Here is a 25,051-nt window from a genome sequence, read left to right as displayed (position 1 = left end):
TAAGGCGGATATTATGAATTATACCCTACAATTGATTAAAGTAATTGCTGTATTAGGAAGCGTCTTAAGTTTATTTTATCTGGTAATGAAATTTGTCAGGAAGTATCGGTTTAATAATCAAGCTCAACAAATTCAAATTTTAGATAGGTGTCATTTAACAGCTAACCACGTAATTTATCTACTGCAGATAGTAGATAAAATCTGGTTAGTTAAATCAACTCAGGATAATCTGGAATTTATTCAACAATTGGAGATAGATCAGGCAGAGCTACAGGATAAGGGGGACAACCAACTTGTGAACTTGTTCCAGAAAGGTAAGGATGAAGAAGAATGACTAGAAGCAATCAGTTGATTGGAGTACTAATTATAGTTATTTTGTTGGTAGCGCAAGGGAGCGCTTTAGCAGCTCCTCAATTGGAAATTCCTAATATTAATTTGGAAATTGGTGCGGGAGGATCCCAACCTCAGGATTTAGCTGTATCTTTACAGATTTTATTTTTATTAACTGTTTTAACTGTAGCTCCAGCTATTTTGATTCTCTTGACTTCTTTTACTAGGATAGTTATTGTGCTATCTATACTTAAAAGAGCAATTGGAACTAGAAAAATGCCTCCTAGTCAAGTAATGGTTGGTTTAGCTATCTTTTTAACGATTTTTATTATGGCTCCGATAGGTCAGGATATTAACGAGAATGCTTTACAGCCCTATTTAGCAGAGGAAATAGAGCAAAGTACTGCTCTAGAGCAGGCTGTACAACCACTGCGTGAGTTTATGTTTGAACAGACTCGAGAGAAGGACATAGCTTTATTTGTTAACTTATCCCCAGTTGAACAACCTAATAATCACCAAGACTTAGCAATTCATATTTTAATTCCTGCCTTTGTGATCAGTGAATTAAAGACGGCTTTTCAGATTGGGTTTATGATTTATCTGCCCTTTATAGTGATTGATATGATTGTAGCTAGTACTTTAATGTCAATGGGGATGATGATGTTACCACCAGTGATGATTTCTTTACCCTTTAAGATATTATTATTTGTATTAGTTGATGGGTGGTATTTAGTCATTAAATCGTTAGTGGAGACCTTTTAGTAAGGAGTGAAGAGTAGTGAATAAATTATTGGTACTTGAAATAGGTCGTAAGAGCCTATTGACTGTGATTAAGGTAACTGCTCCTATGTTAGGTTTGGGGATGTTAGCCGGATTGACAATTAGTATCTTTCAGGCAGCAACTCAAATCCAAGAGCAGACTTTAACTTTTATTCCTAAAATCTTGGCAGTCATTATAGCTCTTTTTATTTTTGGCCCCTGGATGTTGAATGTGTTGACTGGTTTCATCACGGAGTTATTTACTAATATCCCTAATTACATTAGTTGACAGGAGTTAATTAAATGATTGAACAGCAGTTGGTAGTCCAGATTTATTATTTTAGTTTAATTGTTAGCAGACTTGTAGGGGTGTTTGTTTTAACACCTATTCTAGGTAGTAATGCAATCCCCCGTCAGCTTAAAATTGGTTTGATTGTCATTTTTTCTGTTGTTTTGATGTCGACTATAGCAGATAAAGAAGGAAGTATTCCTAACTTATATAATATGGTTTTTCAGTTGGTTACAGAATTAAGTCTGGGATTAATAATTGGTTTTATTTTATTACTAGCTTTTACAGTTGTTCAGTTGGCTGGTGAATTTATTGATCGGCGGATGGGCTTTGCTTTAGCTAATGTAATGGATCCTCAACATGGTAGTCAGGTACCTTTGATTGGACAATTTAAAAATATATTGGCTACTCTTATTTTTTTGCAGATTAATGGTCATCATCGCCTGTTAAAATTGTTGGCTAAGAGTTTTGAGTTGGTAAAATTAGGTGAGGTTTCTTCTTCAGTTGCTTTTACTAAGCGTTTGTTAAGAATAATTGGAGATTTATTTCCCTTAGCATTTAAAGTTTCTTTGCCGATTGTAGGAACTTTATTTGTGGTTGATATAGCTTTTGGATTAGTAGCAAGAACTGTTCCCCAAATGAATATTTTTGTTGTTGGTTTACCAGTTAAATTATTTATAGGAATGATTATGTTATTTATTATACTACCTAATTATATTGATTTTTTAACAGAGATTTTTGCTGATAGTTTTCAGGATTTATATAATCTATTACAATTGTTAGGGGCTAGAGGGGGCTAATAAGATGCCTGATGAAGAAAAAACAGAAGATCCAACCCCCAAACGGAGAGAAGAAGCCAGAGAGGAAGGCCAAGTAGCCCAGAGTACTGAGATAAGTAGTGCTTTTACTCTGTTATTTAGTTTTGTGTTACTTTATTTTTTAATAGCTCAAATGATGAATCAGTTACTGAATTTTTTTGATAAAATATTTATCAATTACTTTACAATGAAATTAACAATTAATAACTTTCATACCTTGCTTATGGAAGTTATATTAATTGTTTTACAGATTGTAGCTCCCTTAATGGTTACTATAGCAATAGTGGGGGTCTTGATTAACTATTTACAGATTGGCTTTTTATTTACTACTAAAATCTTAGTACCTAGTTTTAGTGATTTAAATCCGATTGAAGGGGCTAAACAAATAATATCTAAAAAAACTTTTGTTGAGCTAATTAAGTCTATATTTAAGATTGGCTTGACTGGCTACCTTGTTTATACAACTATCAAAAATGCAGTTCCTGTCTTAGCAACACTGATGAATGGGAAAATTAAAGATGCTTTAACAGTCTTGGCTGGAATAATCTTTGCTTTAGCAATGAAGATCAGTGCTGCTTTTATTGTATTAGGGATTGCTGATCTCTTTTATCAACGCTGGGAGCATGAACAACAGTTAAAAATGAGTAAAAAGGAAGTGGAAGAGGAAAAGAAACAAACCGAAGGTAATCCAGAGGTAAAATCCAAACGAGACGAAAAACAACAGGAAATGGCTCAGAGTCGGATGATGCAGGATGTATCTGATGCTGATGTAGTAGTTACTAATCCGACTCATATTGCTGTAGCTCTTGAGTTTGATAGAGAAGAAATGGAGGCACCAGTAGTGGTAGCTATGGGCCAAGATGAATTAGCCCATAAGATAAAACAAGTAGCTAAGGAACACGAGATAGAAATTGTAGAAGAAAAACCATTAGCTAGAAGTTTATATAGCATGGTTGATATAGGGGATGAAATCCCAGCGGAATTATATAAAGCAGTAGCAGAAATTTTGGCTTATGTTTACCGGTTAAATCAGGATGATTGATATATTGTGTCACCTATGGTGACACAGTCGTCAGTCGTGTGCTGTGTGCTGTCAGCCAATTCAAAACCTTTAAATTCAAAATCTAACCCCTTAAGATTAATATGTTTTAAGGGATTTGAGCAGATCTATGGTTTTGAATTTGATTTGGCTCACGACTTATCTTACAGGTCTAGAAAATAGACCTTCCGTAATAAAAACCATTTGCACATAGCTGATAGCTGTGGCACGAAAGTGACACAATATATCCATAAATTTTACCAATCAAAAATAAGATTGCTTAATAATTTAATTATTCAACAAGGTAAAAGAATTATAAAGGGTTTGAATTCGATTTTAACTGTACACTGTAAATTATAAACTGAAGAGAAAGGAGGGATTTATGTGGCTTCATCTTCATCACAGGGATTAATTGAAAATTTAAGTCAGTATAATGATCTTATTTTCGCTTCAGCAGTAATTATGATTGTGGTAATGTTTATTATTCCCTTACCTACGATCTTATTGGATGTTTTATTAACTTTAAATATTAGCTTAGGATTAACTATTTTATTAGTAGCTATGTACTTAGAAGATCCATTAGAGTTATCAGTCTTTCCGTCTTTGCTTTTGATAGCTACTTTATTTAGATTAGGTTTAAATGTATCTACTACTAGATTGATTTTAGGACAAGCTGATGCTGGTCAGGTTATTGAGGCATTTGGTAATTTTGTAGTAGGTGGTAATTATATTGTAGGTTTTGTTATTTTTGTTATCTTAGTGGCTATTCAGTTTATTGTAATTACCAAAGGTGCTGAACGAGTAGCAGAAGTTTCGGCTCGATTTACTCTGGATGCTATGCCTGGTAAGCAAATGAGTATTGATGCTGATTTAAATTCTGGTTTAATTACTGAGGCAGAAGCTAGAGAGAAGCGGGAAAAGATTAGACAGGAAGCAGATTTTTATGGTGCTATGGATGGTGCCAGTAAATTTGTTAAAGGTGATGCTATTGCTGGGATTGTGATTACTTTGATTAATGTAATTGGCGGTTTAGTGATTGGAGTTATTCAACTAGGAATGCCAGTTACAGAAGCTGTACAGACCTATACTCTGTTGACAGTAGGCGATGGTCTTGTCAGTCAAATTCCTGCGTTATTGATTTCTACTGCAACTGGTATTATAGTTACTAGAGCTGCTTCAGAAGAAAGTTTAGGTTTTGAATTTACCAAACAGATTTTTAATCAACCTAAAGCTTTGTGGTTAGTAGCAGGAGTTATATTTTTGTTAGGGGTTTTAACTCCTTTGCCAGTAGTACCTTTTGCAGGATTGGGGTTACTATTTGCAGGGCTAGGATATGCACTTTATGATACGCAACAGGAAGCGGAGATGACAGAAGAAGAAATAGTAGAAGAGGAAGCAGAAGCAGAAGAGTACAAAGAAGAAGAAAATCTTAGTGAATTACTACAGGTTGATCCTATGGAAGTAGAAGTCGGTTATAATTTAATTCCGTTAGTTGTCCCTGAACAGGGAGGCGATCTATTAGATCGGGTATCAATGATTAGACGCCAGTGTGCTTTAGAGTTAGGAATGATTATTCCTCCAATTAGAATTAGGGATAATATGCAACTAGAACCTAATTATTATCAAGTTAACTTACGCGGGATTGAGATTGCTAGTTATGAAGTCCATCCTGATAAATATTTGGCTATGGATTCTGGGATGGCCACGCAGGAGATTGATGGTCTAGAAGCAAGAGAACCTGCTTTTGATCTACCAGCTTTATGGATTAACGAAGAGGAAAAAGAAAGAGCAGAAATGGCTGGTTATACAGTAGTTGATCCTCCATCAGTGATGGCTACTCACCTGACTGAATTAGTTAAAGACCATGCTTATGAATTATTAGGTAGACAAGAAGTTAAAGAATTGTTAGATAATGTAGAACAGGATCACCCGGCAGTAGTTGATGAATTGGTGCCTGATTTATTATCTATTGGTCAGATTCAAAAGGTACTCCAAAATTTATTACAGGAACGAGTTTCCATTCGTGATTTAGTCTCTATTTTAGAGGTGTTAGCTGATCAAGCATCTAATACACAGGATACTGACATTTTAACTGAGTATGTGCGCCAGGATGCTTTATCCCGCCAGATTTCGGAAAAGTATCAAGATGATGAAGGTAATCTAGCGGTTATAACCCTGGATGCGCAGGTAGAAGAGACCATTTCTAATTCTATTGAGCAGACTGAACAAGGATCTTATATTGCTTTAGATCCTAATACAGCTCAAGAGATCTATAATAATCTATCTGAAGTAATAGAGCATGTCTCTAGTCAGGGCTATGATCCAGTAGTTTTAACATCTCCTATTGTCAGGTTCCATTTTAAGGAATTGACTGTAGAAGTTACTCCTGATTTAACTGTATTATCCTTTAATGAGTTAGAGCCAGATGTTAATGTGCAAAATATAGGGACGGTGAGAATATAATGAAAGTAAAGAAGTATCGGGCTGAAGATATGCAATCAGTTATGATGAAGGTTAAAACTGATTTAGGAGATAATGCAATTATACTCCATAGTAGAAAGTTTAAAAAAGGCGGTTTTTTTGGTTTTTTTGCGCAAAAAATGGTCGAAGTAGTAGCTACTGTAGAACCTAACCAAGAAACTGACCAGGAATTAAAAGGCGAGATAGCCCAGATGAAAGATATGATGGATAATTTAGCTGGAGAATTAAAAAAGAATAAGCAACAATCTATCTCTGCTATAGCAGGTAATCAAGTTGTGCAACAGGTAGTTGAAGCTTTATTGGAGCTAGGATTTGGTTACAGTCAAGCCCAAAAGTTGGCTACTAAAGTAGTCCGTGATTCGCAAGGGGATATTGATGATACCGAGCAGATAAAAGAAATCTTGGCTCAGGAGTTAGAAGAAACTATTGGTCAGATTGAACCACTTGAATTAACTACGGATGAAACTAAAGTAGTAGCTTTAGTAGGGCCTACAGGAGTAGGTAAGACTACTACGTTAGCTAAATTAGCTGCCAAGTTTTCTTTATTGGAGAATAAACAAGTAGGTTTAATCACTGCTGATACTTATCGAATTGCTGCTGTAGACCAGCTAAAGACATATAGTGAGATTATTGACCTACCATTAGAAGTAGTATTTACTCCCCAAGAATTAACTACTGCTATTGAAAAGTTTCAAGGTTATGACCTAGTTTTGGTTGATACTGCTGGTCGAAGCCAGAATAATGAACTTCATATCTCAGAACTAAAGGGATTTATTAATCAAGAGCAAGTTGATGAAGTATGTTTAGTATTAAGTGTTACTACTAAAAATAATGATCTAGAAGAAATTATTGATGTCTATAGTAGATTACGAGTCAATAAGTTAATCATGACTAAAATTGATGAAACTAATTCTTTAGGAACTGTCTATGAAGCTGCCTTACGTCTCCAACAGCCTATTTCCTATATTACTATAGGTCAGGATGTGCCAGAGGATATCACTCTACCTACTACTGAAAAATTAACAGCTGATATTTTAGAGGAGTTAAGTCTATGATGGACCAAGCAGAAAAACTAAGAAATTTAGTTAAAGATCAAGAAAGTCAAGAGCAGACTAGCGAACCAGGTGATGATTCAGCTTTGATCTACGCTATTACTAGTGGTAAAGGTGGTGTAGGTAAGTCCAATTTTGTAGCTAATTTAGCATTAGCTTTACAGGCAGAAGATCAACGGGTACTAGTCTTTGATGCTGATTTAGGGTTGGCTAATTTAGATGTTATTTTAGGAGTCACTCCTCACTATAATTTGAATCATGTGATTTCTGGTACTAAGAGTCTAGAAGAAATTATTGTTTCCGGTCCTCAAGGTTTGCCTTTGATTCCTGGTGGTTCAGGAGTTGAGGATTTAGCTAACTTATCTAAGTATCAAATTGATAACTTAATTAACTATTGGCAGGAGGTAGCTGGCAGATATGATATTATATTAATTGATACAGGAGCTGGGTTGGCTAATAATGTACTTAATTTTGTTTTAGCTGCTGACCAAGTGATTATGGTTACTACTCCGGAACCAACTTCTGTAACTGATGCTTATGGTGTAATTAAGGTGATTAATAGCCACGATGCAGAAGCTAATATTAAATTGGTAGTTAACCAGGTGGAAAATACCTCTGAAGGAGACAGAATTGGTAATAGATTGGTAACTACTGCTCAGGATTTTTTGGAGTTAGATATTGAGTTTGTAGGTGATTTACCAGCAGATAAAGCAGTAGTTAAGGCAGTGAAGCAGAAATCTCCTTTTGTAGTGGAGTTTCCTAATTCACAAGTTACTCGCAGGATAAAGCAGATAGCTAGGAAGTTGCTGCATAAAGAGCCAGAAAAAACAACTGGAATCAAAGATTTCTTTTCTAGTATGTTTGGTTTTAAGTAGTGAGAAGGAGGGAAATTATGCGGGAAGGAAGAGTAGTAAGTAATTTTAAGTTGACTGCTAGATTAGATATCAATCAACAGGTAGGATTTGAGATGTTATCTGGGAGCTACGATGGGGAGTATCCGACTCAAGTAACTGATATAATTGATAATCAGACCTTTGTGATTAATACACCTTTTAGTCAAGGAGATCCGATTCCTGTAGCTATTAATAATCGAGTTAATATTAAGTTAAGAGAAACAGGAGGGATCTATATAATCCCTGTGCGAGTTATTGGTCGTGAGATTGATGCTACTCAACTGCTAAGAGTTAAATTACGCGATCAGGTGACTAAAGTCCAACAGAGAGAATTCTTTAGATTAGAGGTTTATGAATCCACTAACTACAGAATAATAGTAAGCAATCAACCAGAGATAGAAGAATTTCTGACTGATCTTACAACTAGGGAGACCACTGGTCAGCAGGAAGAAATTAACTTTAGTAATGAAGCTTTCCTACAGGATATTAGTGCAGGAGGGGCTAAGTTATTAACTGATGAACAAGTAGCTAAGGAATCAATTATCGAACTAGAAATGGAATTTATTGATACTTCTTTTGATCGGATTTTGGCCCAGGTAGTCCGCCAGAGTGAACGTGATAAAGATGTAGAACGTAGGTATGAGCTAGGAGTTAAATTCATTAATTGCCGGCGGAGAAAGCGGGATGAATTAACTAAATGGTTATTTGCTAAACAACGAGAACTAAGACAGAAAGGATTAATTTAAAGACAAAGGAGTTAGGGGAGAGTTTCTAGAATTAGAAGATAAGAGGTGTTAGATATGGAATTTGATGATAGATTATCTAATTTAAGCCATTACAATTAGATGCTCTTAAAGAAGTGGCTAGCATTGGAGCAGGTAATGTAGCTACTTCTCTTTCCTTTATGCTGGATAGTAAAATAGAGATGATTTTCCCCAAGTGGATGTTTTACCTGTAGCTGAAGTGCCAGATATTGTTGATGGTCCAGAGACATTATTGACTGGTAGATAAGTTGATTTTGGACAAGTTTAGAGTTAAAATGGCTGGAGGAGCTAGAAATATAGAAGCAGTTAAACAGGAGTTAAGTAAATATAATATTTCTCTATTAGGTTCTGATGTAGGCCAGGCTTATGGTAGAACGATGGAGTTTTATACTAGTAATGGAGAAGCAATTATTAAGACAGTTAAAGAAGAGAATATTGTGTTGTAGTACTTAATGTTTCAATTTACAGTTTATAATTTTAATTATCAACTATCAATTATAAACTGTAAACTAAATTAAAGGAGTGTTGTTGGTGAGATGGTTAACTAAGAGGTTGGCCCTTTTATTTTTCTTGATTGCTATAGTTATAATTTCTTTAACTGGTATAGCTAATAAATTAGGAGCAGTTGTTATTTTAAAGCGTACATTATTAAGTGGAGTTATATTTAGTCTCTTAGGGGGCATAATTGGTCAGCTGATTTCTTATCAGCTGGACAAAATTAAAAGTGAATCTGCTAAGCAAGAACCTACTATTGAAAGCGCAGATGAATCTGAAGCTAAGGAGCTTTCGCAAGAGGATACAGCAGAAGAAATAGAAGAACTTGATTTTGCTGAAGTGGATCAAGAGGAAGAAAATATAGTTAATTTTGCTGAAGATAATCCAGAAGAGATGGCAGATTTGGTTAGTAATTTAGAGGATCAAGAATAGTAAGGGGGCAGTTTAGATAATGGTTGAGAATTTGGCGGAAGAAGAATTGTGGAACCAATATCAAGAACAGAATTCTCAAGCTGCTAAAGAAGAGTTGATTATGAGATATATCCCTTTAGTTAAACATATAGTTAGCAGGATAATGATTGCTATTCCTGATAAATTTAGTTTTGAGGATCTAGTTAATTATGGAGTGCTAGGATTGATTGATGCTATGCAACGCTTTGATCCAGGTCGAGGTATCAAGTTCTCTACTTATGCTGTACCACGAGTCAAAGGTAGTATTTATGATCAATTACGAGAATCAGATTGGGTACCTACTAGTATTCGGCGCAAGGCAAAAGAATTTTCTCGGAAATTAATGGAGTTAGAGAATAAGTTAGGTTACTCTCCTACAGATCAAGAATTAAGAGAAGAATTGAATTTAAGTCAAGTAGAGTATAATGATTTATTATCCCAGATCAATATCCCCGAAAATGTTTCGTTAGAGAAAACCATTGCTCAACAAGATGGGGATCAACTTAAGATTAAGGATTTAATTAGATCATCTAGTGAGCAGGAACCGGATTATGTATATGACTATAGACAGATGAAAAAAATTTTAGGGCAAGCAATTGAGAAATTACCTGATAAAGAAAAATTAGTAGTTAGTCTTTATTATCATGATGATTTGACTCTCCAGGAGATTGGAGAAGTAATGGATTTGACTGCAGCTAGAATTTCCCAATTACACACTAAGGCTATTTTTAGATTAAGAGGTTATTTAAGTCATCAAAAGGAAGTACTAGTGGGGTAAGGAGGGGTAGATTGTTTACTCAACAAATCGAATTAGAGGCGGAGAATAGAGAAGAGGCTTTAACTAAGGCTTATCAGCAACTACAAGAAAGTACTGATTTAGAATTTGCAACAGATGATATTTCTCTGGAATTATTAACAGAGGAAAAGAAATTATGGGGCTTATTAGGTGTTATTAGAGTTTATCAAGCTACAATCAAATTACGAGAAGCAAGTGATGTCGATGGTGATTTTAATCTTTCTTTTAGACCAGATGGGGTTTATATTAAAGTCTTTCACCCCCAAGGTGCCGGCCGAGAGGTTAAGTTAAGCGAGGTAGAAGAGGTAATAACTGCTAAAGAGATAGTAGATGTAGATTACGAGAAATTGACTGAAGCTTTAACTAGTGTTGATGGAGAAGAAGTAAAGATTGCTGATAGAAAGCCTGAATTAGATCGTGATGCAGAAGTGAATATAGAGATTAGTGATGACCAATTACAGGCTTATTTAGACTATATTCCTCCGTTAGGTGGTAAAAAATATAGTGTCTCTGAGATTATAGAGCAAGTTAAAGAAGCAGGAGTAGTTTATGGTTTACAGGAGGAAAAATTACAAGAAGAATTTGTGGTAGACCAAGAGTTAGAATCCTTTTTAATTGCTCAAGGAGAAGAACCTACCTCTGGTGAGCAAGGTAAGATTGATCTGGAATTTAATACCAATCGCCAGGATAGAAAAGTTAATTTGAAAGAGGATGGCACAGCTGATTTTTATAATTTAAACCGGATTATAAATGTTGAATTTGGTGATCCTTTAGCTGAGAAGATCCCACCTAAAGAGGGCACTCCCGGAACTGCAGTGACTGGGGAAGAGATTCAGCCGGAACCAGTTGAGGAAGCTGAACTGCCAGTAGGGGAGAATGTAACAGTTAGTCAAGATGGTTCTCTTTTAAGAGCAGATATGGAAGGCCAGGTAGTGTATGATAAACAGACCATCAGTGTAGCTAAGATTCATGAAATAAATGGCAATGTTGATCTCTCAACAGGTAATATTGACTTTAATGGTAGTGTAGTAGTTAATGGTGATATTGAGGATGGCATGTCAGTACAAGCTGAAGGTAATGTGCAAGTTAATGGTTGTGTCTATAATGCCCAAGTAGAAGCAGGAGGCCAAATTATAGTTAAGAAGGGCTTCATTGCTAGAAATGAAGGTTCGTTACAGGCAACAGGAGATATTAAAGTTAAATTTGTGGAAAATGGTCAAGTTAGCACTGATAGTGATTTAGAAGTTAAAGAAGCAATTATGCATAGTAAGATTGATGCAGGAGAAAAAGTGATTGTGGAGACAGGTAAAGGATTGATTGTAGGAGGAGAAGTAAGAGCGGGGATTGAAATCAGTGCTAAAAGAATAGGTTCTAATCTAGCTACTCCTACAGAAGTAGCAGTTGGTGTTACGCCTCGATTAAGAGATGAATATAATCAATTAGAAGAAAAGTTTACAGCTAAGCAGGACAAATTAGATAAAGTATTAAAAAATATTAGTTTATTAAAGAAGAAAAAAGAAAAAAATGATGGATTGTCTGATAAAAAAGAACAATTATTGGATCAATTGATTAGACAGCGGTTTTCTCTTTCGCAGGAGATAGAAGATTTGAAAGCTGATAAGGAGCAGGCAGCTACTCGGTTAGAAAAGAGTGACCAGGCTAGAATTAAAGTCCAAGGGACGATTAACCCTGGGGTCAGAATTACTATTGGTCAAGTGAGTCATAAGTTGGATCAAGACAATACCCACGTGCAGTACTATGTAGAAGAGGAACAAATTAAGTCTACATCTTATTCTTAAGCCTAAAGGGGGACTTGTGATGACCAATTCTATCAATCCTAAAACTTTTGTCCCGCGTTCTCTAGAGGTTAGTAAACAACAGCAGTTAGCCAAGGATCAACCAGATCTACAAGCTGAACAGACAGCCCAAGAACTAAAAAAGAAGAGAGCTAAAAGACAACAAAAGGTTAATCAGACCTCTAAAACAGAAGCAAATAAGATTACTGATGAAGAAAAAGAAGAGAGCGACCAGCAGCAATCTAAAATAGAGACAAGTAGTGATCAGTCTGCTACTAATCAATCGCAGGGGGCATATATAGATGTTAAAGTTTAGTTTAATAGAGTTTTAGCAGATCATCTTCACTGGCTAATGTAATCTCTATTATAGAGAATGGAGTTGGTATTATGGAATATGTTTTAATGGGGACAGGAATTATACTAATATTTATTTCCTTATATTTAACTTATAGAGTTGACCAAGATGATGATCAATATTATATTGAATCAGAATTGTTATCAGAAATCAGAGAAGTAAAAACAGAATTGGAAACTAATCTAGAGGTAGAGGACCAAAACTTCCAACAAGTTTTACAAACTGAAACCAAAACACAGGAATTGACTGAAATAGTTGATTTACTATCTGATTTAGAGCAAGAAGTAACTAAATTAGATAGTAAATTGGATAGATTAGAAAGTCGTTTTAGTAACTTATCATCTAATCAATCCAGTGAATTGAAAAAAGAGCGAGAAACTGAATCCGAAGAGTATCAAAAAATCAAAGAAGTAGTGGATCAAGGATTTAGTTTAGCTGAAGCAGCTCATGAATTGGATATGGGCAATAGAGAAGTGAAGTTGATCTGGAAGCTTAATTCACGGAGGGAAGAGTGATGCTACGGCACCTACTATTAGGAATTGGAATTAGTTTATTGGTTATTTCGCTAGTTATGTTAAGAGTTGATGTTGTAGATAATAGTTCTAGTAACCAAGTTACTAATAATCAACAGTATAAGAGCCAAACTATAATTAAGGAAGCTAAAAAGTTAGGGATGACATTCCCTGGGACAGATTATAGTTCGGAGGTTTCTCTAGAGCAGAAGGTAGATTTAGATTATCTTAGGGCTCCAGCTGTTAATGACCAGACTAGTCAAGAACAGATTAGCATTACTATAGCTGAGGGGATGCGAGGCAATCAAGTAGCTCGTTTATTAGTGGAGCAAGGATTAGTAGCCGAGGAGAGAGTATTTATTAAATTACTTGCTAAATTTGATATAGAAGATAGGATAATGGCTGGAGAATATCATTTTTCCCCTTCAGTTTCACCGTTTGAAGTGCTATTAACTTTGACAGCTAATTAGGTTCTCTAGGGTTGTCCAAAAAAATAGTAATTACTGTTGATATTATTATTACGCTGTGGTATACTACATAACGGTGTGTAAAAATCGAATTAGCACGCACATCCTTGGACTGTGGTAAAGGTGCCCTACAACGGGTCTTACCAAAGGTTGAAGAGGATGGAGGTTTAAAACCATCAGGAGGTGCACTAATATGTCAGTAGTTACTATGAAGGAATTATTGGAGACGGGAGTTCATTTTGGACATCGGACTAGACGTTGGAATCCTAAGATGGAGGATTATATCTTTACTGAGCGAAATGGGATCTACATAGTAGATCTAGAACAGACAGTTGAACTAACTGGTAAAGCTTATGATTATGTTAGAGATTTAGCAAGTGAAGGACAAGAAATCCTCTTTATAGGAACTAAAAAGCAAGCTAAGCAGACTATTGAAGAAGAAGCTACAAGATGCGGTATGCCGTATGTTAGTGAACGTTGGTTAGGAGGTATGTTGACTAATTATCAAACTATTAGTCAACGAATTGAACGTTTAGAAGAGATTGAACAGATGGAAGAAGATGGATTGTTTGGCGTATTACCTAACAAAGAAGTAATTGAGTTAGAAAGAGAAAAGGATAAATTAGAGCGATTCTTAGGTGGAATCCGGCATATGGATGGTTTACCTGATGCTGTTTTCATAGCTGACCCTCGTCGTGAGGAGATTGCTGTTTCAGAAGCTAATAAATTAGGTATTCCAATCATCTCTATTGTGGATACTAATTGTGATCCAGATATTATTGATTATGTAATTCCTGGTAATGATGATGCTATTCGAGCAGTAAAGTTATTAACTGGTTTGATGGCTGACGCTGTACTAGAAGGAAAACAAGGTGCTAGAGAACAAGTAGAATCCGAGGAAGAAGCTGAAACTGAAGAATAATAATTAAAGGGCGCGGAATAAGGAGGGGAGCCCCGTCCTTATGAAGCGTCCTTTTAACTACATAAGGAGGTTTGATTATGGCAATTTCTACAGCAGATATTAAAGAACTAAGAGAAAGAACAGGTGCTGGAATGTTGGATTGTAAGGAAGCATTACAGGAAAAGGATGGAGATTTAGAAGAAGCAGTTGATTATTTAAGAACAGAAGGAATTGCTTCTGCGGAAAAGAAAGCTGGCCGAGCTGCTACTGAAGGGTTAGCTTCTGTTAAAGCACAAGGAAATAAAGCAGTAATTGCTGAAGTTAATTCAGAAACAGATTTTGCTGCTAAAAATGATAAGTTTCAAGAAGTTGTAGAGGAGATTGTTAATCATCTATTGAGTGAGGAGCCTGCTGATGTTGATCAAGCATTAGAGCAGACGCTAGCAGGTGCGGATAAGACTGTTGAGAAATATTTAACTGAAGCTATTACTCAGATTGGAGAGAATATTTCCTTACGTCGGTTTGAGATTATAGAGAAAGATGATGCTGCTATCTTTAGCACATATATTCATATGGGGGGCAATATTGGAGTATTAGCTTTACTTGAAGGTGGAGACGAAGAATTGGCCCATAATATAGCTATGCATATTGCTGCTGCTAATCCAGATTATTTATCTCGAGATGATGTTCCTACAGCTGATGTAGAAAAGGAAAAGAAGTTACTACAAGAAGAAGCAGAAAATGAAGGAAAACCAGAACATATTGTAGAACAAATAGTTAAAGGAAGATTAGACAAATTCTATGAGCAAAACTGTTTGGTAGAACAAGAGTATATTAGAGATACTGATCAGACAGTTGGTGACTTATTAGCAGAAGCTGGTGCTACAGTTAAAGAATTTGTTAGATATGAAGTAGGAGAAGGAATTGAAGCAGAAGAAGAGGACTTTGCTGAAGAAGTAATGAGTGAGGTTAACAAGTAGAAATAGGGCCTAAAAGAGAACACAGCTGTGTTCTCTTTTTTTAAATTACTACAGAGAACTGGGGGTTGAGTTGATGGCAGAAACAGAATATTCAAGAGTGATTATCAAGATCAGCGGATCTGCATTAAGTGGTGATCAAGAATATGGTATTGACCCTCAATTTATTGAATCTATTGCCCAAGAGATTAAAGAAGCATTAACTACAGGAGTAGATATAGCTATTGTAGTTGGTGGGGGCAATATTTTCAGGGGTGTAGCTGGTAGTGCTCAAGGTATGGATCGGGCTACAGCCGATTATATGGGGATGTTAGCTACAGTAATGAATTCTTTAGCTTTACAGGACTCTTTAGAAAAATTGGATTTAGCTACTAGAGTCCAGACAGCTATTGCTATGCGGGAGGTTGCAGAGCCTTATATCAGACGTAGAGCTATTCGTCACTTAGAAAAGGGGCGAGTCGTTATTTTTGCTGCTGGCACAGGGAATCCATTCTTCTCGACAGATACTACTGCTTCCCTACGAGCAGCTGAGATTGATGCTGATGCTATTTTAATGGCTAAGGATGTAGATGGTATTTATGATTCTGACCCAGAACAGAATCCAGATGCAGTCAAGTACAATACTCTAGACTATATTGATGTCTTAAATCGTGGTTTAGGAGTTATGGACTCTACAGCAGTTTCCTTATGTATGGATAATAATATTCCTTTAGTTGTCTTTGGATTATCAAAATCTGATAATATTAAGAAGGCTGTGTTAGGTCAAGAAGTAGGGACTTTTGTTAAATAGATTAAAATAAGGGGGCTAATAAAATTATGAAGAGTGTGATTAATAAAGCGCGGACTAAAATGGAAGAAGCACTAGATGATACTAAACAGGAGTTTGTTAAAGTAAGAACTGGTAGAGCAAGACCATCTTTAGTAGAGGATATCAAAGCAGAATATTATGGACAGTGGACGCCACTTAATCAGATGGCTCAGATTTCTGCTCCTGAAGCTCGCCAATTAGTTATTAATCCTTATGATAGCAATGTCTTAGAAGCAATTGAAAAGGCAATCTTAAAGTCTGATTTAGGTCTAACTCCTAATACTGATGGAGATATAATTAGAATTAATATTCCTCAGCTAACAGAAGAAAGAAGAGAAGAATTGGCTAAGTTAGCTGATGAAAAAGCAGAAGAGGGTCGGATTCTTATTAGAGAGGTTAGAAGAGAAGCTAATGATCAGTTAGAGGAATTAGAAGAAGCAGGAGATATCTCGGAAGATAATTATCATCGGGGCTTGGAGACTATCCAAGAAATAACTGATGAGTATATAGCTGAAATTGATGATTTATTAGATAATAAGAAATCATCAATTAGGAATGTTTAATTATAATTTAGTTGCTGCTAACTGATTGGTTTAATAGTCCCCCCCTCTGTGTGAGGGGGTTATGTTTTATTTACTGGATAAGTTGTAAATGATTTATTGTAAGGGGGCAGATGATGGGGCAATTAATAAACTGGTTGCTGGACTTATTGAGCAGTAGAGAGCAGACTACAGTGGATACTTCTGTAGTGACTGATGGTTTAATCCCGGAGCATATAGCAATTATTATGGATGGTAATGGCCGCTGGGCCCAAGATAAAGGTTATCCTCGTAGTATGGGGCATAAAGCTGGGGTTGATAATTTAAAGGAAATTGTAGAGGTAGCCTATGATTTAGGAATCAACTATATTACTACTTATGCTTTCTCCACTGAGAATTGGAAACGGCCCCAAGAAGAGGTTGATTTTCTAATGGAGTTATTTGAAGAGACATTTGCTCAAGAATTGGCTACTTTTCAGGAAGAGAATATTAAAGTGAATATTATTGGACGTAAGGATCGGTTACCTGATTCTGTACTTGCTACTGCCGAAAAATTAGTTGAGATGACTGCTGATAATGATGGATTAATTCTCAATGTAGCTCTAGATTATGGTGGTAGAGCGGAGATAGTAGCTGCAACTACAAGTCTAATAAATGATATCGAGCGTGATAACCTAGAAGTAGAAGCAATAACTGAAGAACAACTGGCAAGTAGGCTACAGACAGCCAATCAACCTGATCCTGATTTATTGATTCGACCAGGAGGAGAGCAACGAATTAGTAACTTTTTAATCTGGCAATTAGCTTATACTGAATTATATTTTACTGATGTATACTGGCCAGAGTTTAATCAAGAAGAGTTAGTTAAAGCTATTCAAGAATACCAAAGACGTGAGCGACGTTTCGGTGGACTTCAAGAAGAGTAGGTGATAAAATGTTAACTGAGCGGATATTAAGTGGATTGATTGGGATTCCCTTATTAATACTTATTTTTAAAATAGGTGGTTGGGCTGTTCTAGGATTGAATTTAGTAATAGTAACTTTAGGATTACAGGAATATTATAAGTTAGTAGCTAATAAAGGAGTAACTCCTAGTAGAGGTTTAGGAATCTTGTTAGGTGGCTTGCTAAGTATAATTTGTTATCTTGATCTCGGTTTAGCTAATTTGTTTACTCTATTGGTTTTAGGATTAATAATTATTTTATTAAAGCAGATACTAGTTAAATTAGATCAATCAGTAATTTTAGCTACAGCAACAACCTATTTTGGAGTATTATATATTGCTGGTTTATTTAGTCATCTTAGTCTATTATATAATTTAGAAGCAGGTGCTTTGCTTGTCTGGTTACCTATTGTGGCTACTTGGTTGACAGATACAGGAGCTTACTTTACTGGGTTAAATTGGGGCCAACATGCTTTAGCTCCTCAGATCAGTCCGAATAAGACAATAGAAGGAGCTCTAGGAGGCATCTTAGGTAGTGTACTAGGTACTTTAATATTTAGTTTGTATTTTAATTTAGGGTATTTAGAAGCGGTTATATTAGGGATCTTAATAGCTGTAGTAGCTCAGTTAGGAGATTTAGCTGCATCAGCCTTTAAAAGAGATGCCCAGATTAAGGATTCGGGGGACTTGATTCCTGGTCATGGTGGTCTGTTAGATAGAATTGATAGTCTATTATTTGCCTTACCAATTGTTTATTATTATTTACAAGTTTTTGTTCTTTAGGTGAGGAGGAGATTATGAAGCAGACGTATAAGTTAGTCTTAGGGATACTAGGGTTAGTGCTAGCTAGTATCGTTTTTTTAAAGTATGCTGTGGCTTATTTATTGCCTTTTATTATAGCTATTATCTTAGCTAGCTTTATTGAACCAGTAGTTGATTTTTTACAACAGGAAGCCCGGTTTTCTCGGGGGATTGCAGTAGCTATTATACTAGCGATTATAATTATTATAATTGGTCTTTTATTAGCTATTTCTATTTCTAGATTATTTATAGAATTAGATAATTTGGTTAATAATCTACCTGACTATCAGTCTATAGGTAATAGAGTTAATTGGCTAGTCGAGCAAAATAAGGAATTTAGTCGGTTGATTGAAGAATGGGAAGTTTCTGCTTCAATCAAAGAATCAATTAATAATAATCTGCAAGCAATTTATGATCGAATTAAGAATGTGATCCAATCGGGAATTACGTCTTTATTAAATACAGTCAAACAACTACCTAAGTTAATAACCATTTTATTAATCAGTTTAATTGCTACTTTCTTTATCAGTCGGGATAAAGAGTTAATTACAGAGACTTGTTTAGCGCCTTTTCCTGAGTCTTGGCAGAAAAAATTGATTCAAGTTCAAGTAGAAATTATTAATGCAGCTGTAGGTTTTATTAGGGCCCAATTAATCTTGATTTCGATAACTACTGTATTATCAATTATAGGATTAGTTATTTTACAGAGTAATTATGCTTTAGTAGCTGGATTAAGTATTGGTATTTTGGACTTAATCCCGATTATTGGCCCGGGGATGATTTATTTTCCTTGGTTGGGTTATAATTTAATAATTGGGCATACTAAGTTTAGTCTAGGATTATTATTGTTATATGGAATTGTTACTATTATACGCCAAGTAGCTGAAGCTAAGATAGTAGGAGAGAGTATTGGGATTCATCCTTTAGCTACCTTAGTTTCTATTTATTTAGGGATCCAATTATTTGGCACAACTGGCTTTTTTATTGGTCCTGCTTTATTAATTGTGCTTAAGGCAATATTTAGTACAGGATTTATTTCACTAATTATTAGTGATTAACTAGCGTATAATTAAGAGAGAGGAGGTATGTCGTTGGATAAACGACAGATATTATGAAACAAATTTCTATTTTAGGTTCTACAGGCTCGATTGGTAGTCAAACTCTAGAGGTGATTAGAGAATTAGAAGAAGATATATCAGTAATGGCAGTTACTGCCAACAATAGTGTGGATTTGTTGGCCCAGCAAGCTAAGGAATTTGCTGTAGAATATGCTGTCCTAATGAATCAACAACGAGTCGATGAATTACATAATAAATTAGCTGGAACTTCTACTACAGTTTTGACAGGACTAGAAGGATTAATTGAAGTTGCTACTTTAGAAGGGTTGGATTTAGTAGTTAACTCTGTAGTAGGAGCTATAGGTGTCAAACCTACTTTAGCAGCTATTAGAGCAGGTATAGATATTGGATTAGCTAATAAAGAAACACTAGTAACAGCTGGTTCGATTGTGACTGAGGAAGCTAAAGCAAATAATGTCAATTTATTGCCAATTGATAGTGAACATAATGCTGTTTTTCAAGCTCTACAAGGTGAAGATAAAGAGGATATTAACCGGGTCATTTTGACAGCTTCTGGTGGTCCTTTTAGAGAAGCAACAGCAGAAGAATTAGAGGAAGTAACAATTGCTGATGCCCTAGATCATCCTAACTGGGATATGGGGGGCAAGATTACTATTGATTCTGCTACGTTGATGAATAAAGGATTAGAGGTTATTGAGGCTAAGTGGTTATTTGATCTCGACTTTGCTACAATAGATGTGGTAGTTCATCCCCAAAGTATTATCCATTCTTTAGTTGAGTTAGAGGATCATTCTACGTTAGCGGAGTTAGGTTTACCTGATATGAAGGTGCCTATTCAACATGTTTTAACTTATCCTACTAGAGAGCAAAATGATCTAGAGAGTTTGCAGTTGGCCCAAGTAGGAGAGTTAACTTTTGAAGCTCCTCGAAAAGATGTATTTCCTTGCTTACAGTATGCCTATCAGGCTGGGAAAACAGGAGGTACGATGCCTGCTGTATTAAATGCTGCTAATGAAGTAGCTGTTAATCTGTTCTTGCAAGAAAGGTTGAAATTTGTTGAGATACCTAAATTAATTAAGCAAGTGATGTCTAATCACGAAGTGATAACCGAACCTTCGTTAGAAGAAATATTACAGGCAGATACTTGGGCTAGAAAAGAGGCACAAAGAGAGGTGGAAGTAATTTGTTAACGACTATTATTTCCTTTATAGTTGTCTTAGGTGTATTAGTTTTTATTCATGAATTAGGTCATTTTTTAGTAGCTAAGTATGTAGGAGTCCAGGTAGAAGAATTTGCAATTGGGATGGGTCCTCTATTAGCAGGTAAGGAAGTAGGGGAAACATTATATTCAATCCGTATTTTCCCACTTGGCGGTTTTTGTAAAATGACTGGAGAAATGCCTGTTGATGAGGAAGATAGTGACCCAGAAGAAGTTAGATTATACCAGGAAGCTTTAGATAAAGGTAAGTGTTTATTCCAAAAATCAGTAGGAGAACGAATAGCAGTTATCAGTATGGGTCCTGTAATGAATTTTTTGTTAGCGGCAATACTATTTATGTCGATCTTTACTATTTTTGGGCAACCAGTGGATACTTCTTCTAGTACAGTAATCGGTCGGGTAATACCTGATCAACCAGCCCAACAGGCTGGTTTACAAGAAGGAGATGAAATTTTAGCAGTTAATGGCCACCAGGTGGAAAATTGGACTCAGTTAGCTACAAGAATTAATAACCACCCTGAGAAGGAGATAATTCTAAAGGTACAGCGTGAGCAAGAAGTTTTTAATTTAGAAGTAACCCCTCGCTTGGACCAGGAACGAGATGTAGGGTTGATTGGGATTGTTCCTATTTTACAAAGAGAGTCTGTTAGTTTAGTTAAAGCAGTCTGGTTAGGGATTAGGCAAGCTGGTTTAGTAATTTATGGATTGATAGCTGCTTTGTATAAGATGATTACTGGTCAGATGGCAGCTCAAGTATCAGGGCCAGTTAAAATAGCCCAGATGGTAGGGCAAGCTACTGAATCTGGTTTATTGCGTTTACTAAATTTATCAGCTATTATTAGTGTGAATTTAGGGGTTATGAATCTATTACCTTTTCCCGCTCTTGATGGAGGAAGATTGGTCTTTTTAGGTGTTGAAGTTATTCGCGGAGAACCAATTGATTCGGAAAAAGAAGGACTAGTCCATTTAGTTGGATTTATGATTTTAATAGCCTTGTTTATACTGATTGTAATTAAAGATGTTACATCTATAATCTAATTAGAGGTGATAGTTATGGGCCAAAAGGATAAGTGGTTAGATCCTAATCAAGTAAGTGGTCGTCAGGCAGAAAGATATTGTAGAATATGTGGGTCGGAAGCGACCCAAGTAAGGATTCTTAAGCACGCTAATATCTGTGAAGACTGTGTAGAAAATTTAAGACAAAAAAAAGAAGGAAAGTATGCTTGTAAGGGCTGTGGTAAAGTAGCACCTAAACAAGTGCAGGAAAATGATGGATATTGTAAGGACTGTGTCTGTCGTATTTGTGGTACAGCTGATCCTGATTTTGCTAGGCAACATGGTTTTTGTGAAAAATGTTTTGAATTAATGGGGACTAATTGTCGCGAATGTGGAAAAGAAGCAAGAGCTCAGGTACAAAGAAATGATGGTTTATGTGATGATTGTGCAGGTCGTTAGCTAGGAGGTGAATAGTATTTTTGAAGAATACGTTACTTTAGAAACTTTATTAACTGATAGTGTAGCTAAAAAACACCTACCTAAAGCTGGTTATGCTCATGTAGTATCTACTACAGAAAATGCATTTGAGTTAGCAATTGATAATGGAGTATGTGTTGATTTAGCTACTAAAGCTGGGTTATTACATGATATTGGGCATACTAGTTGGGAAAGCCAAGGTGAATGGGATTATGAATCTTATAGAGAATTTGATATTCATACAATTAAGGGAGCCGAGCGGGCTCATGAATTACTAACTTTAAAGGGAGAAGACTTAGGTAAAGCTCGAGATATTGCTTTGTCTATTCTATTCCATAGTAGTTCTAGTCCTGTTAATAAGAATGTGGAGTTAACTTCTTTACAGGAGGTCATCAGTCAAGCTGATGACCTAGATAAACAGGAAGGTGGCGAACACCACCAGGTTAAAATTAATTTTATGGAAGCTTTACAAAGAGTCAGAAGGCTTGATATGTTAGTACATAGGCATATTAAGTATAATCAAAATATTTGTCAACAGTGTGATTGGCAGAATAAATGTAAATTGAACCAGTAAGAGTCTGGAGGGAGACGATGAAGAAGCAGACTAAATCAGTTCAGATAGGAGAGGTTACTATTGGTGGGACTGCTCCTATCTCTATTCAGTCAATGACTAATACAGATACTAGAAATGTAGAGGCAACAGTTAGGCAAATTAAAAGATTAGAGGAAGTAGGTTGCGAGTTAGTACGAGTAGCAATTCCTGACTATCAAGCAGCTACTAAGGTAGACCAGATTCAGTCTAAAATCGAGATTCCCTTAATAGCTGATATCCATTTTGATCACCAGTTAGCTTTGGAAGTATTAGAACGAGGGATTGCTGGTTTACGGATTAATCCGGGCAATATTGGTGGAGTCGATAAAGTTAAGCAGGTAGCTTTAGAGGCAGCTCGCCAAGAAGTGCCTATTAGGGTAGGAGTTAATGCTGGATCATTGGATCAGGAATTACTAGCTAAGTACGGTCATCCTACTGCTGAGGCAATGGTAGAAAGTGCTTTAGAGCATATTGAAATGCTAGAAAGATTTGCTTTTGAGGATATTATTATTTCTCTGAAGGCTTCTGATGTAATGATGACTATTAAAGCCTACCAGCAGATGGCCAATCAAGTGGATTATCCTTTGCACGTAGGAATTACTGAAGCAGGAACAGTTAGGTCAGGTGCTATTAAATCGGCTGTAGGAGTAGGTAGTATTTTGGCCCAGGGGTTAGGAGATACTATTCGGATTTCCTTAACTGGTGATCCAGTAGAAGAGGTTAAAGTAGGTTATGAGATTCTTAAATCTTTAGGTTTAAGAGATAAGGGTCCTCGGTTAGTTTCCTGTCCTACCTGTGGTCGCTGCCAGATAGAGCTAGTAGAGATTGCTAATCAAGTAGAAGAACGCCTGGCTAGTCTAGATCAACCACTAGAAGTTGCAGTTATGGGTTGTGCAGTTAATGGCCCAGGGGAAGCAAGAGAAGCAGATATTGGGATTGCTGGTGGTCACCAGGAAGGGTTGATCTTTAAAGAAGGAGAAATTTTAAAGAAGGTACCAGGAGATAAATTGATTGATGAATTAATGGAGGAAGTATATAAGATAATTGACAATTAAAAATCCATTTTCTGTGTGCTAGGAGGTAGAAGAAATGTTAATTACGGCAGTGATCCCTGCCTATAATGAAGAAGAGACTATCGGGGATGTAGTAACTAAAGTTAGCAACCATCAATTGATTGAGGAAGTGATTGTTGTTAGTGATGGTTCAGAAGATGCTACTGCCGCTATAGCTAAAACCAAAGGAGCTAATGTAATAGAATTAGCAGAAAATTCAGGCAAGGGAGCAGCAATGCAAAAAGGGATTGATCTTGCTGAAGCTGATGTTATTTTATTTTTAGATGCTGATTTACTGGGGTTGACTCCTCAACATATTGACCAACTTTTATTGCCAGTAATCAAAGATGAAGCAGCAATGACAGTAGGGGTTTTTAGTGCGGGGAGAGTAGCTACAGATTTAGCGCAAAAGATTACTCCTTTTTTATCCGGCCAACGAGCTATTAAAAGTGAATTATTAGAAAATATATCAAATTTAGATATGACTAAGTTTGGAGTTGAGGTAGCTTTAACTAAGTATGTTACAGATAATGATATTCAGATCACAGAAGTTGAATTAGAGGATTTAACCCATAGAATGAAAGAAGAAAAATTAGGTCTGGTTAAAGGAATCAAAGCTAGGTTAAAGATGTACTGGGAGATAATTAAGAATCTCTCCAATGATTTATAAGTGAGTTAGAGTAGAGGTGACGATAATAAGTATTCAACAGATAGTAACTAGATTGTTTTTAGCGTGTTTATTAGGAGGTTTAGTTGGTTTAGAGCGAGAGAGAAGCTCTAGACCAGCTGGTTTTAGAACGAACATTTTAGTTTCAGTTGGTTCTACTTTGATTATGATTGTTTCTATTAGAATTCATTTAATGTTTAATTATCCTCAAGTTGATCCAGGCCGAATTGCAGCTCAAGTTGTTAGTGGAATAGGCTTTTTAGGGGCGGGAACAATTATTCGAGAAGGCTTTTCAGTCAAAGGGCTTACTACTGCAGCAGGGTTATGGGCAGTTGCTGGAGTTGGTCTTGCTCTAGGAGCTGGCTTGTATACTAGTGCAACTGTAGCTACTTTATTAGTAATTATAACTTTGACTTTGTTAAGTAAAGTAGAACGGAAATTATATAATATTCAGCTTAATTATGTATTACGGATTAAAATTTTTGATCAACCAGGTAATTTAGGTAAGATTGGGTCAGTCCTAACTGAGAATGATGTGGTCATTAAAGATATTAGTATTGAACAAGTATATGATGAACCGAATTTTTATCTTAATTTAACTATTAAAAAACCTAAACAGTTAGCTAGAAATCAATTAATTACTCTGTTAACTAAATTAAATAGTGTTATTGAAATTCAGCTGGAAAAGGTTGACTAAAGGAGAG

Annotated in this window: 31 protein-coding genes; all 31 read left to right on the top strand. The window is 35.9% G+C overall.

The features are described 5' to 3' along the window. Positions 1 to 13 precede the first annotated feature (13 nt). The 31 genes from ACYQ3D_RS04250 to ACYQ3D_RS04100 all read left to right on the top strand — a co-directional run bounded on the left by ACYQ3D_RS04250 (position 14) and on the right by ACYQ3D_RS04100 (position 25,044). Positions 14 to 334 carry a flagellar biosynthetic protein FliO gene (locus tag ACYQ3D_RS04250; protein ID WP_459836585.1) on the top strand — a complete coding sequence of 107 codons (321 nt, stop codon included), beginning with the start codon at positions 14 to 16 and terminating at the stop codon, positions 332 to 334. After that, complete coding sequence (gene fliP / locus ACYQ3D_RS04245; RefSeq protein ID WP_459836584.1) at positions 331 to 1,092, top strand: flagellar type III secretion system pore protein FliP; 762 nt, start codon at positions 331 to 333, stop codon at positions 1,090 to 1,092. Before ACYQ3D_RS04250 ends, fliP begins: the two co-directional genes overlap by 4 nt. 16 nt (positions 1,093 to 1,108) lie before the next feature. After that, complete coding sequence (gene fliQ, locus ACYQ3D_RS04240; RefSeq protein WP_459836583.1) at positions 1,109 to 1,378, top strand: flagellar biosynthesis protein FliQ; 270 nt, start codon at positions 1,109 to 1,111, stop codon at positions 1,376 to 1,378. Between the two features lie 14 nt (positions 1,379 to 1,392). Continuing rightward, positions 1,393 to 2,178: a flagellar biosynthetic protein FliR gene (fliR, locus tag ACYQ3D_RS04235; protein ID WP_459836582.1), complete on the top strand. Its 786-nt coding sequence runs from the start codon at positions 1,393 to 1,395 to the stop codon at positions 2,176 to 2,178. Between the two features lie 4 nt (positions 2,179 to 2,182). Next, positions 2,183 to 3,238, top strand: coding sequence for a flagellar biosynthesis protein FlhB (flhB, locus tag ACYQ3D_RS04230; RefSeq protein WP_459836581.1), 1,056 nt, complete (start codon positions 2,183 to 2,185; stop codon positions 3,236 to 3,238). 459 nt (positions 3,239 to 3,697) lie between these two features. Next, positions 3,698 to 5,698, top strand: coding sequence for a flagellar biosynthesis protein FlhA (gene flhA / locus ACYQ3D_RS04225; RefSeq protein WP_459836698.1), 2,001 nt, complete (start codon positions 3,698 to 3,700; stop codon positions 5,696 to 5,698). After that, complete coding sequence (locus ACYQ3D_RS04220; RefSeq protein ID WP_459836580.1) at positions 5,698 to 6,771, top strand: flagellar biosynthesis protein FlhF; 1,074 nt, start codon at positions 5,698 to 5,700, stop codon at positions 6,769 to 6,771. Before flhA ends, ACYQ3D_RS04220 begins: the two co-directional genes overlap by 1 nt. Next, positions 6,771 to 7,643: a MinD/ParA family protein gene (locus ACYQ3D_RS04215; protein ID WP_459836579.1), complete on the top strand. Its 873-nt coding sequence runs from the start codon at positions 6,771 to 6,773 to the stop codon at positions 7,641 to 7,643. Before ACYQ3D_RS04220 ends, ACYQ3D_RS04215 begins: the two co-directional genes overlap by 1 nt. 17 nt (positions 7,644 to 7,660) lie before the next feature. Next, on the top strand, positions 7,661 to 8,407 hold the full coding sequence (locus ACYQ3D_RS04210) for a flagellar brake protein (RefSeq protein ID WP_459836577.1): 747 nt from the start codon (positions 7,661 to 7,663) through the stop codon (positions 8,405 to 8,407). 113 nt (positions 8,408 to 8,520) lie between these two features. After that, complete coding sequence (locus tag ACYQ3D_RS04205; protein WP_459836574.1) at positions 8,521 to 8,619, top strand: hypothetical protein; 99 nt, start codon at positions 8,521 to 8,523, stop codon at positions 8,617 to 8,619. Between the two features lie 60 nt (positions 8,620 to 8,679). After that, positions 8,680 to 8,871, top strand: coding sequence for a hypothetical protein (locus ACYQ3D_RS04200; RefSeq protein WP_459836572.1), 192 nt, complete (start codon positions 8,680 to 8,682; stop codon positions 8,869 to 8,871). A gap of 85 nt (positions 8,872 to 8,956) precedes the next feature. Further along, positions 8,957 to 9,352 carry a hypothetical protein gene (locus tag ACYQ3D_RS04195; protein ID WP_459836570.1) on the top strand — a complete coding sequence of 132 codons (396 nt, stop codon included), beginning with the start codon at positions 8,957 to 8,959 and terminating at the stop codon, positions 9,350 to 9,352. A gap of 19 nt (positions 9,353 to 9,371) precedes the next feature. Beyond that, positions 9,372 to 10,148, top strand: a complete 777-nt coding sequence (locus ACYQ3D_RS04190) for a FliA/WhiG family RNA polymerase sigma factor (protein WP_459836568.1) — start codon at positions 9,372 to 9,374, stop codon at positions 10,146 to 10,148. Between the two features lie 11 nt (positions 10,149 to 10,159). Continuing rightward, complete coding sequence (locus tag ACYQ3D_RS04185; protein WP_459836566.1) at positions 10,160 to 11,965, top strand: flagellar assembly protein A; 1,806 nt, start codon at positions 10,160 to 10,162, stop codon at positions 11,963 to 11,965. Between the two features lie 19 nt (positions 11,966 to 11,984). Further along, a complete protein-coding gene (locus ACYQ3D_RS04180) occupies positions 11,985 to 12,278 on the top strand; it encodes a hypothetical protein (protein ID WP_459836563.1) in 294 nt (97 codons plus the stop codon). 71 nt (positions 12,279 to 12,349) lie between these two features. Next, the gene (locus ACYQ3D_RS04175; RefSeq protein WP_459836561.1) at positions 12,350 to 12,832 is read left to right on the top strand and encodes a hypothetical protein; all 483 of its coding nucleotides are present in this window, start codon (positions 12,350 to 12,352) and stop codon (positions 12,830 to 12,832) included. Next, positions 12,832 to 13,299, top strand: coding sequence for a hypothetical protein (locus tag ACYQ3D_RS04170; RefSeq protein WP_459836559.1), 468 nt, complete (start codon positions 12,832 to 12,834; stop codon positions 13,297 to 13,299). The genes ACYQ3D_RS04175 and ACYQ3D_RS04170 overlap by 1 nt, the downstream gene beginning before the upstream one ends. 190 nt (positions 13,300 to 13,489) lie before the next feature. After that, complete coding sequence (gene rpsB, locus ACYQ3D_RS04165) at positions 13,490 to 14,218, top strand: 30S ribosomal protein S2 (protein WP_459836556.1); 729 nt, start codon at positions 13,490 to 13,492, stop codon at positions 14,216 to 14,218. 77 nt (positions 14,219 to 14,295) lie between these two features. Next, positions 14,296 to 15,177, top strand: a complete 882-nt coding sequence (gene tsf / locus ACYQ3D_RS04160) for a translation elongation factor Ts (RefSeq protein WP_459836554.1) — start codon at positions 14,296 to 14,298, stop codon at positions 15,175 to 15,177. 73 nt (positions 15,178 to 15,250) lie between these two features. Then, a complete protein-coding gene (gene pyrH, locus ACYQ3D_RS04155) occupies positions 15,251 to 15,964 on the top strand; it encodes a UMP kinase (RefSeq protein WP_459836552.1) in 714 nt (237 codons plus the stop codon). A gap of 23 nt (positions 15,965 to 15,987) precedes the next feature. Beyond that, complete coding sequence (frr, locus tag ACYQ3D_RS04150) at positions 15,988 to 16,545, top strand: ribosome recycling factor (RefSeq protein ID WP_459836696.1); 558 nt, start codon at positions 15,988 to 15,990, stop codon at positions 16,543 to 16,545. Between the two features lie 113 nt (positions 16,546 to 16,658). Beyond that, complete coding sequence (gene uppS / locus ACYQ3D_RS04145; RefSeq protein ID WP_459836549.1) at positions 16,659 to 17,447, top strand: undecaprenyl pyrophosphate synthase; 789 nt, start codon at positions 16,659 to 16,661, stop codon at positions 17,445 to 17,447. A gap of 8 nt (positions 17,448 to 17,455) precedes the next feature. Beyond that, on the top strand, positions 17,456 to 18,247 hold the full coding sequence (locus ACYQ3D_RS04140) for a phosphatidate cytidylyltransferase (RefSeq protein ID WP_459836547.1): 792 nt from the start codon (positions 17,456 to 17,458) through the stop codon (positions 18,245 to 18,247). A gap of 14 nt (positions 18,248 to 18,261) precedes the next feature. Then, complete coding sequence (gene ytvI / locus ACYQ3D_RS04135; protein ID WP_459836544.1) at positions 18,262 to 19,323, top strand: sporulation integral membrane protein YtvI; 1,062 nt, start codon at positions 18,262 to 18,264, stop codon at positions 19,321 to 19,323. A gap of 50 nt (positions 19,324 to 19,373) precedes the next feature. Further along, a complete protein-coding gene (locus tag ACYQ3D_RS04130; protein WP_459836694.1) occupies positions 19,374 to 20,534 on the top strand; it encodes a 1-deoxy-D-xylulose-5-phosphate reductoisomerase in 1,161 nt (386 codons plus the stop codon). Beyond that, entirely contained in the window at positions 20,528 to 21,601 is a 1,074-nt protein-coding gene (rseP, locus tag ACYQ3D_RS04125) for an RIP metalloprotease RseP (RefSeq protein WP_459836541.1), read from the top strand. Before ACYQ3D_RS04130 ends, rseP begins: the two co-directional genes overlap by 7 nt. Before the next feature lie 15 nt (positions 21,602 to 21,616). Next, positions 21,617 to 22,018, top strand: a complete 402-nt coding sequence (locus ACYQ3D_RS04120; protein ID WP_459836539.1) for a hypothetical protein — start codon at positions 21,617 to 21,619, stop codon at positions 22,016 to 22,018. A gap of 7 nt (positions 22,019 to 22,025) precedes the next feature. Continuing rightward, a complete protein-coding gene (locus tag ACYQ3D_RS04115; protein WP_459836537.1) occupies positions 22,026 to 22,610 on the top strand; it encodes an HD domain-containing protein in 585 nt (194 codons plus the stop codon). Beyond that, positions 22,598 to 23,683, top strand: coding sequence for a flavodoxin-dependent (E)-4-hydroxy-3-methylbut-2-enyl-diphosphate synthase (gene ispG, locus ACYQ3D_RS04110; RefSeq protein WP_459836692.1), 1,086 nt, complete (start codon positions 22,598 to 22,600; stop codon positions 23,681 to 23,683). The genes ACYQ3D_RS04115 and ispG overlap by 13 nt, the downstream gene beginning before the upstream one ends. Before the next feature lie 34 nt (positions 23,684 to 23,717). After that, complete coding sequence (locus ACYQ3D_RS04105) at positions 23,718 to 24,350, top strand: glycosyltransferase family 2 protein (protein WP_459836534.1); 633 nt, start codon at positions 23,718 to 23,720, stop codon at positions 24,348 to 24,350. Positions 24,351 to 24,366: 16 nt separating this feature from the next. After that, the gene (locus ACYQ3D_RS04100; protein WP_459836532.1) at positions 24,367 to 25,044 is read left to right on the top strand and encodes an MgtC/SapB family protein; all 678 of its coding nucleotides are present in this window, start codon (positions 24,367 to 24,369) and stop codon (positions 25,042 to 25,044) included. Positions 25,045 to 25,051: the final 7 nt, after the last annotated feature.

Source organism: Halanaerobaculum tunisiense (assembly GCF_054657635.1).
The sequence above is the reverse complement of the archived record's forward strand: the minus strand, read 5'-3'. Positions and strand labels throughout refer to the sequence as shown.

Bases quoted from the DNA above. Each gene is read 5' to 3' on its own strand.
- ACYQ3D_RS04120 (WP_459836539.1), top strand. From the start codon at position 21,617: ATGGGCCAAAAGGATAAGTGGTTAGATCCTAATCAAGTAAGTGGTCGT.
- flhA (WP_459836698.1), top strand. From the start codon at position 3,698: ATGATTGTGGTAATGTTTATTATTCCCTTACCTACGATCTTATTGGAT.
- tsf (WP_459836554.1), top strand. From the start codon at position 14,296: ATGGCAATTTCTACAGCAGATATTAAAGAACTAAGAGAAAGAACAGGT.
- ytvI (WP_459836544.1), top strand. From the start codon at position 18,262: ATGAAGCAGACGTATAAGTTAGTCTTAGGGATACTAGGGTTAGTGCTA.
- flhB (WP_459836581.1), top strand. From the start codon at position 2,183: ATGCCTGATGAAGAAAAAACAGAAGATCCAACCCCCAAACGGAGAGAA.
- uppS (WP_459836549.1), top strand. From the start codon at position 16,659: ATGGGGCAATTAATAAACTGGTTGCTGGACTTATTGAGCAGTAGAGAG.
- ACYQ3D_RS04170 (WP_459836559.1), top strand. From the start codon at position 12,832: ATGCTACGGCACCTACTATTAGGAATTGGAATTAGTTTATTGGTTATT.
- ACYQ3D_RS04250 (WP_459836585.1), top strand. From the start codon at position 14: ATGAATTATACCCTACAATTGATTAAAGTAATTGCTGTATTAGGAAGC.
- pyrH (WP_459836552.1), top strand. From the start codon at position 15,251: ATGGCAGAAACAGAATATTCAAGAGTGATTATCAAGATCAGCGGATCT.
- ACYQ3D_RS04180 (WP_459836563.1), top strand. From the start codon at position 11,985: ATGACCAATTCTATCAATCCTAAAACTTTTGTCCCGCGTTCTCTAGAG.
- ACYQ3D_RS04190 (WP_459836568.1), top strand. From the start codon at position 9,372: ATGGTTGAGAATTTGGCGGAAGAAGAATTGTGGAACCAATATCAAGAA.
- fliP (WP_459836584.1), top strand. From the start codon at position 331: ATGACTAGAAGCAATCAGTTGATTGGAGTACTAATTATAGTTATTTTG.
- ACYQ3D_RS04220 (WP_459836580.1), top strand. From the start codon at position 5,698: ATGAAAGTAAAGAAGTATCGGGCTGAAGATATGCAATCAGTTATGATG.
- ACYQ3D_RS04210 (WP_459836577.1), top strand. From the start codon at position 7,661: ATGCGGGAAGGAAGAGTAGTAAGTAATTTTAAGTTGACTGCTAGATTA.
- ACYQ3D_RS04105 (WP_459836534.1), top strand. From the start codon at position 23,718: ATGTTAATTACGGCAGTGATCCCTGCCTATAATGAAGAAGAGACTATC.
- ACYQ3D_RS04215 (WP_459836579.1), top strand. From the start codon at position 6,771: ATGGACCAAGCAGAAAAACTAAGAAATTTAGTTAAAGATCAAGAAAGT.
- ACYQ3D_RS04175 (WP_459836561.1), top strand. From the start codon at position 12,350: ATGGAATATGTTTTAATGGGGACAGGAATTATACTAATATTTATTTCC.
- ACYQ3D_RS04140 (WP_459836547.1), top strand. From the start codon at position 17,456: ATGTTAACTGAGCGGATATTAAGTGGATTGATTGGGATTCCCTTATTA.
- rpsB (WP_459836556.1), top strand. From the start codon at position 13,490: ATGTCAGTAGTTACTATGAAGGAATTATTGGAGACGGGAGTTCATTTT.
- fliR (WP_459836582.1), top strand. From the start codon at position 1,393: ATGATTGAACAGCAGTTGGTAGTCCAGATTTATTATTTTAGTTTAATT.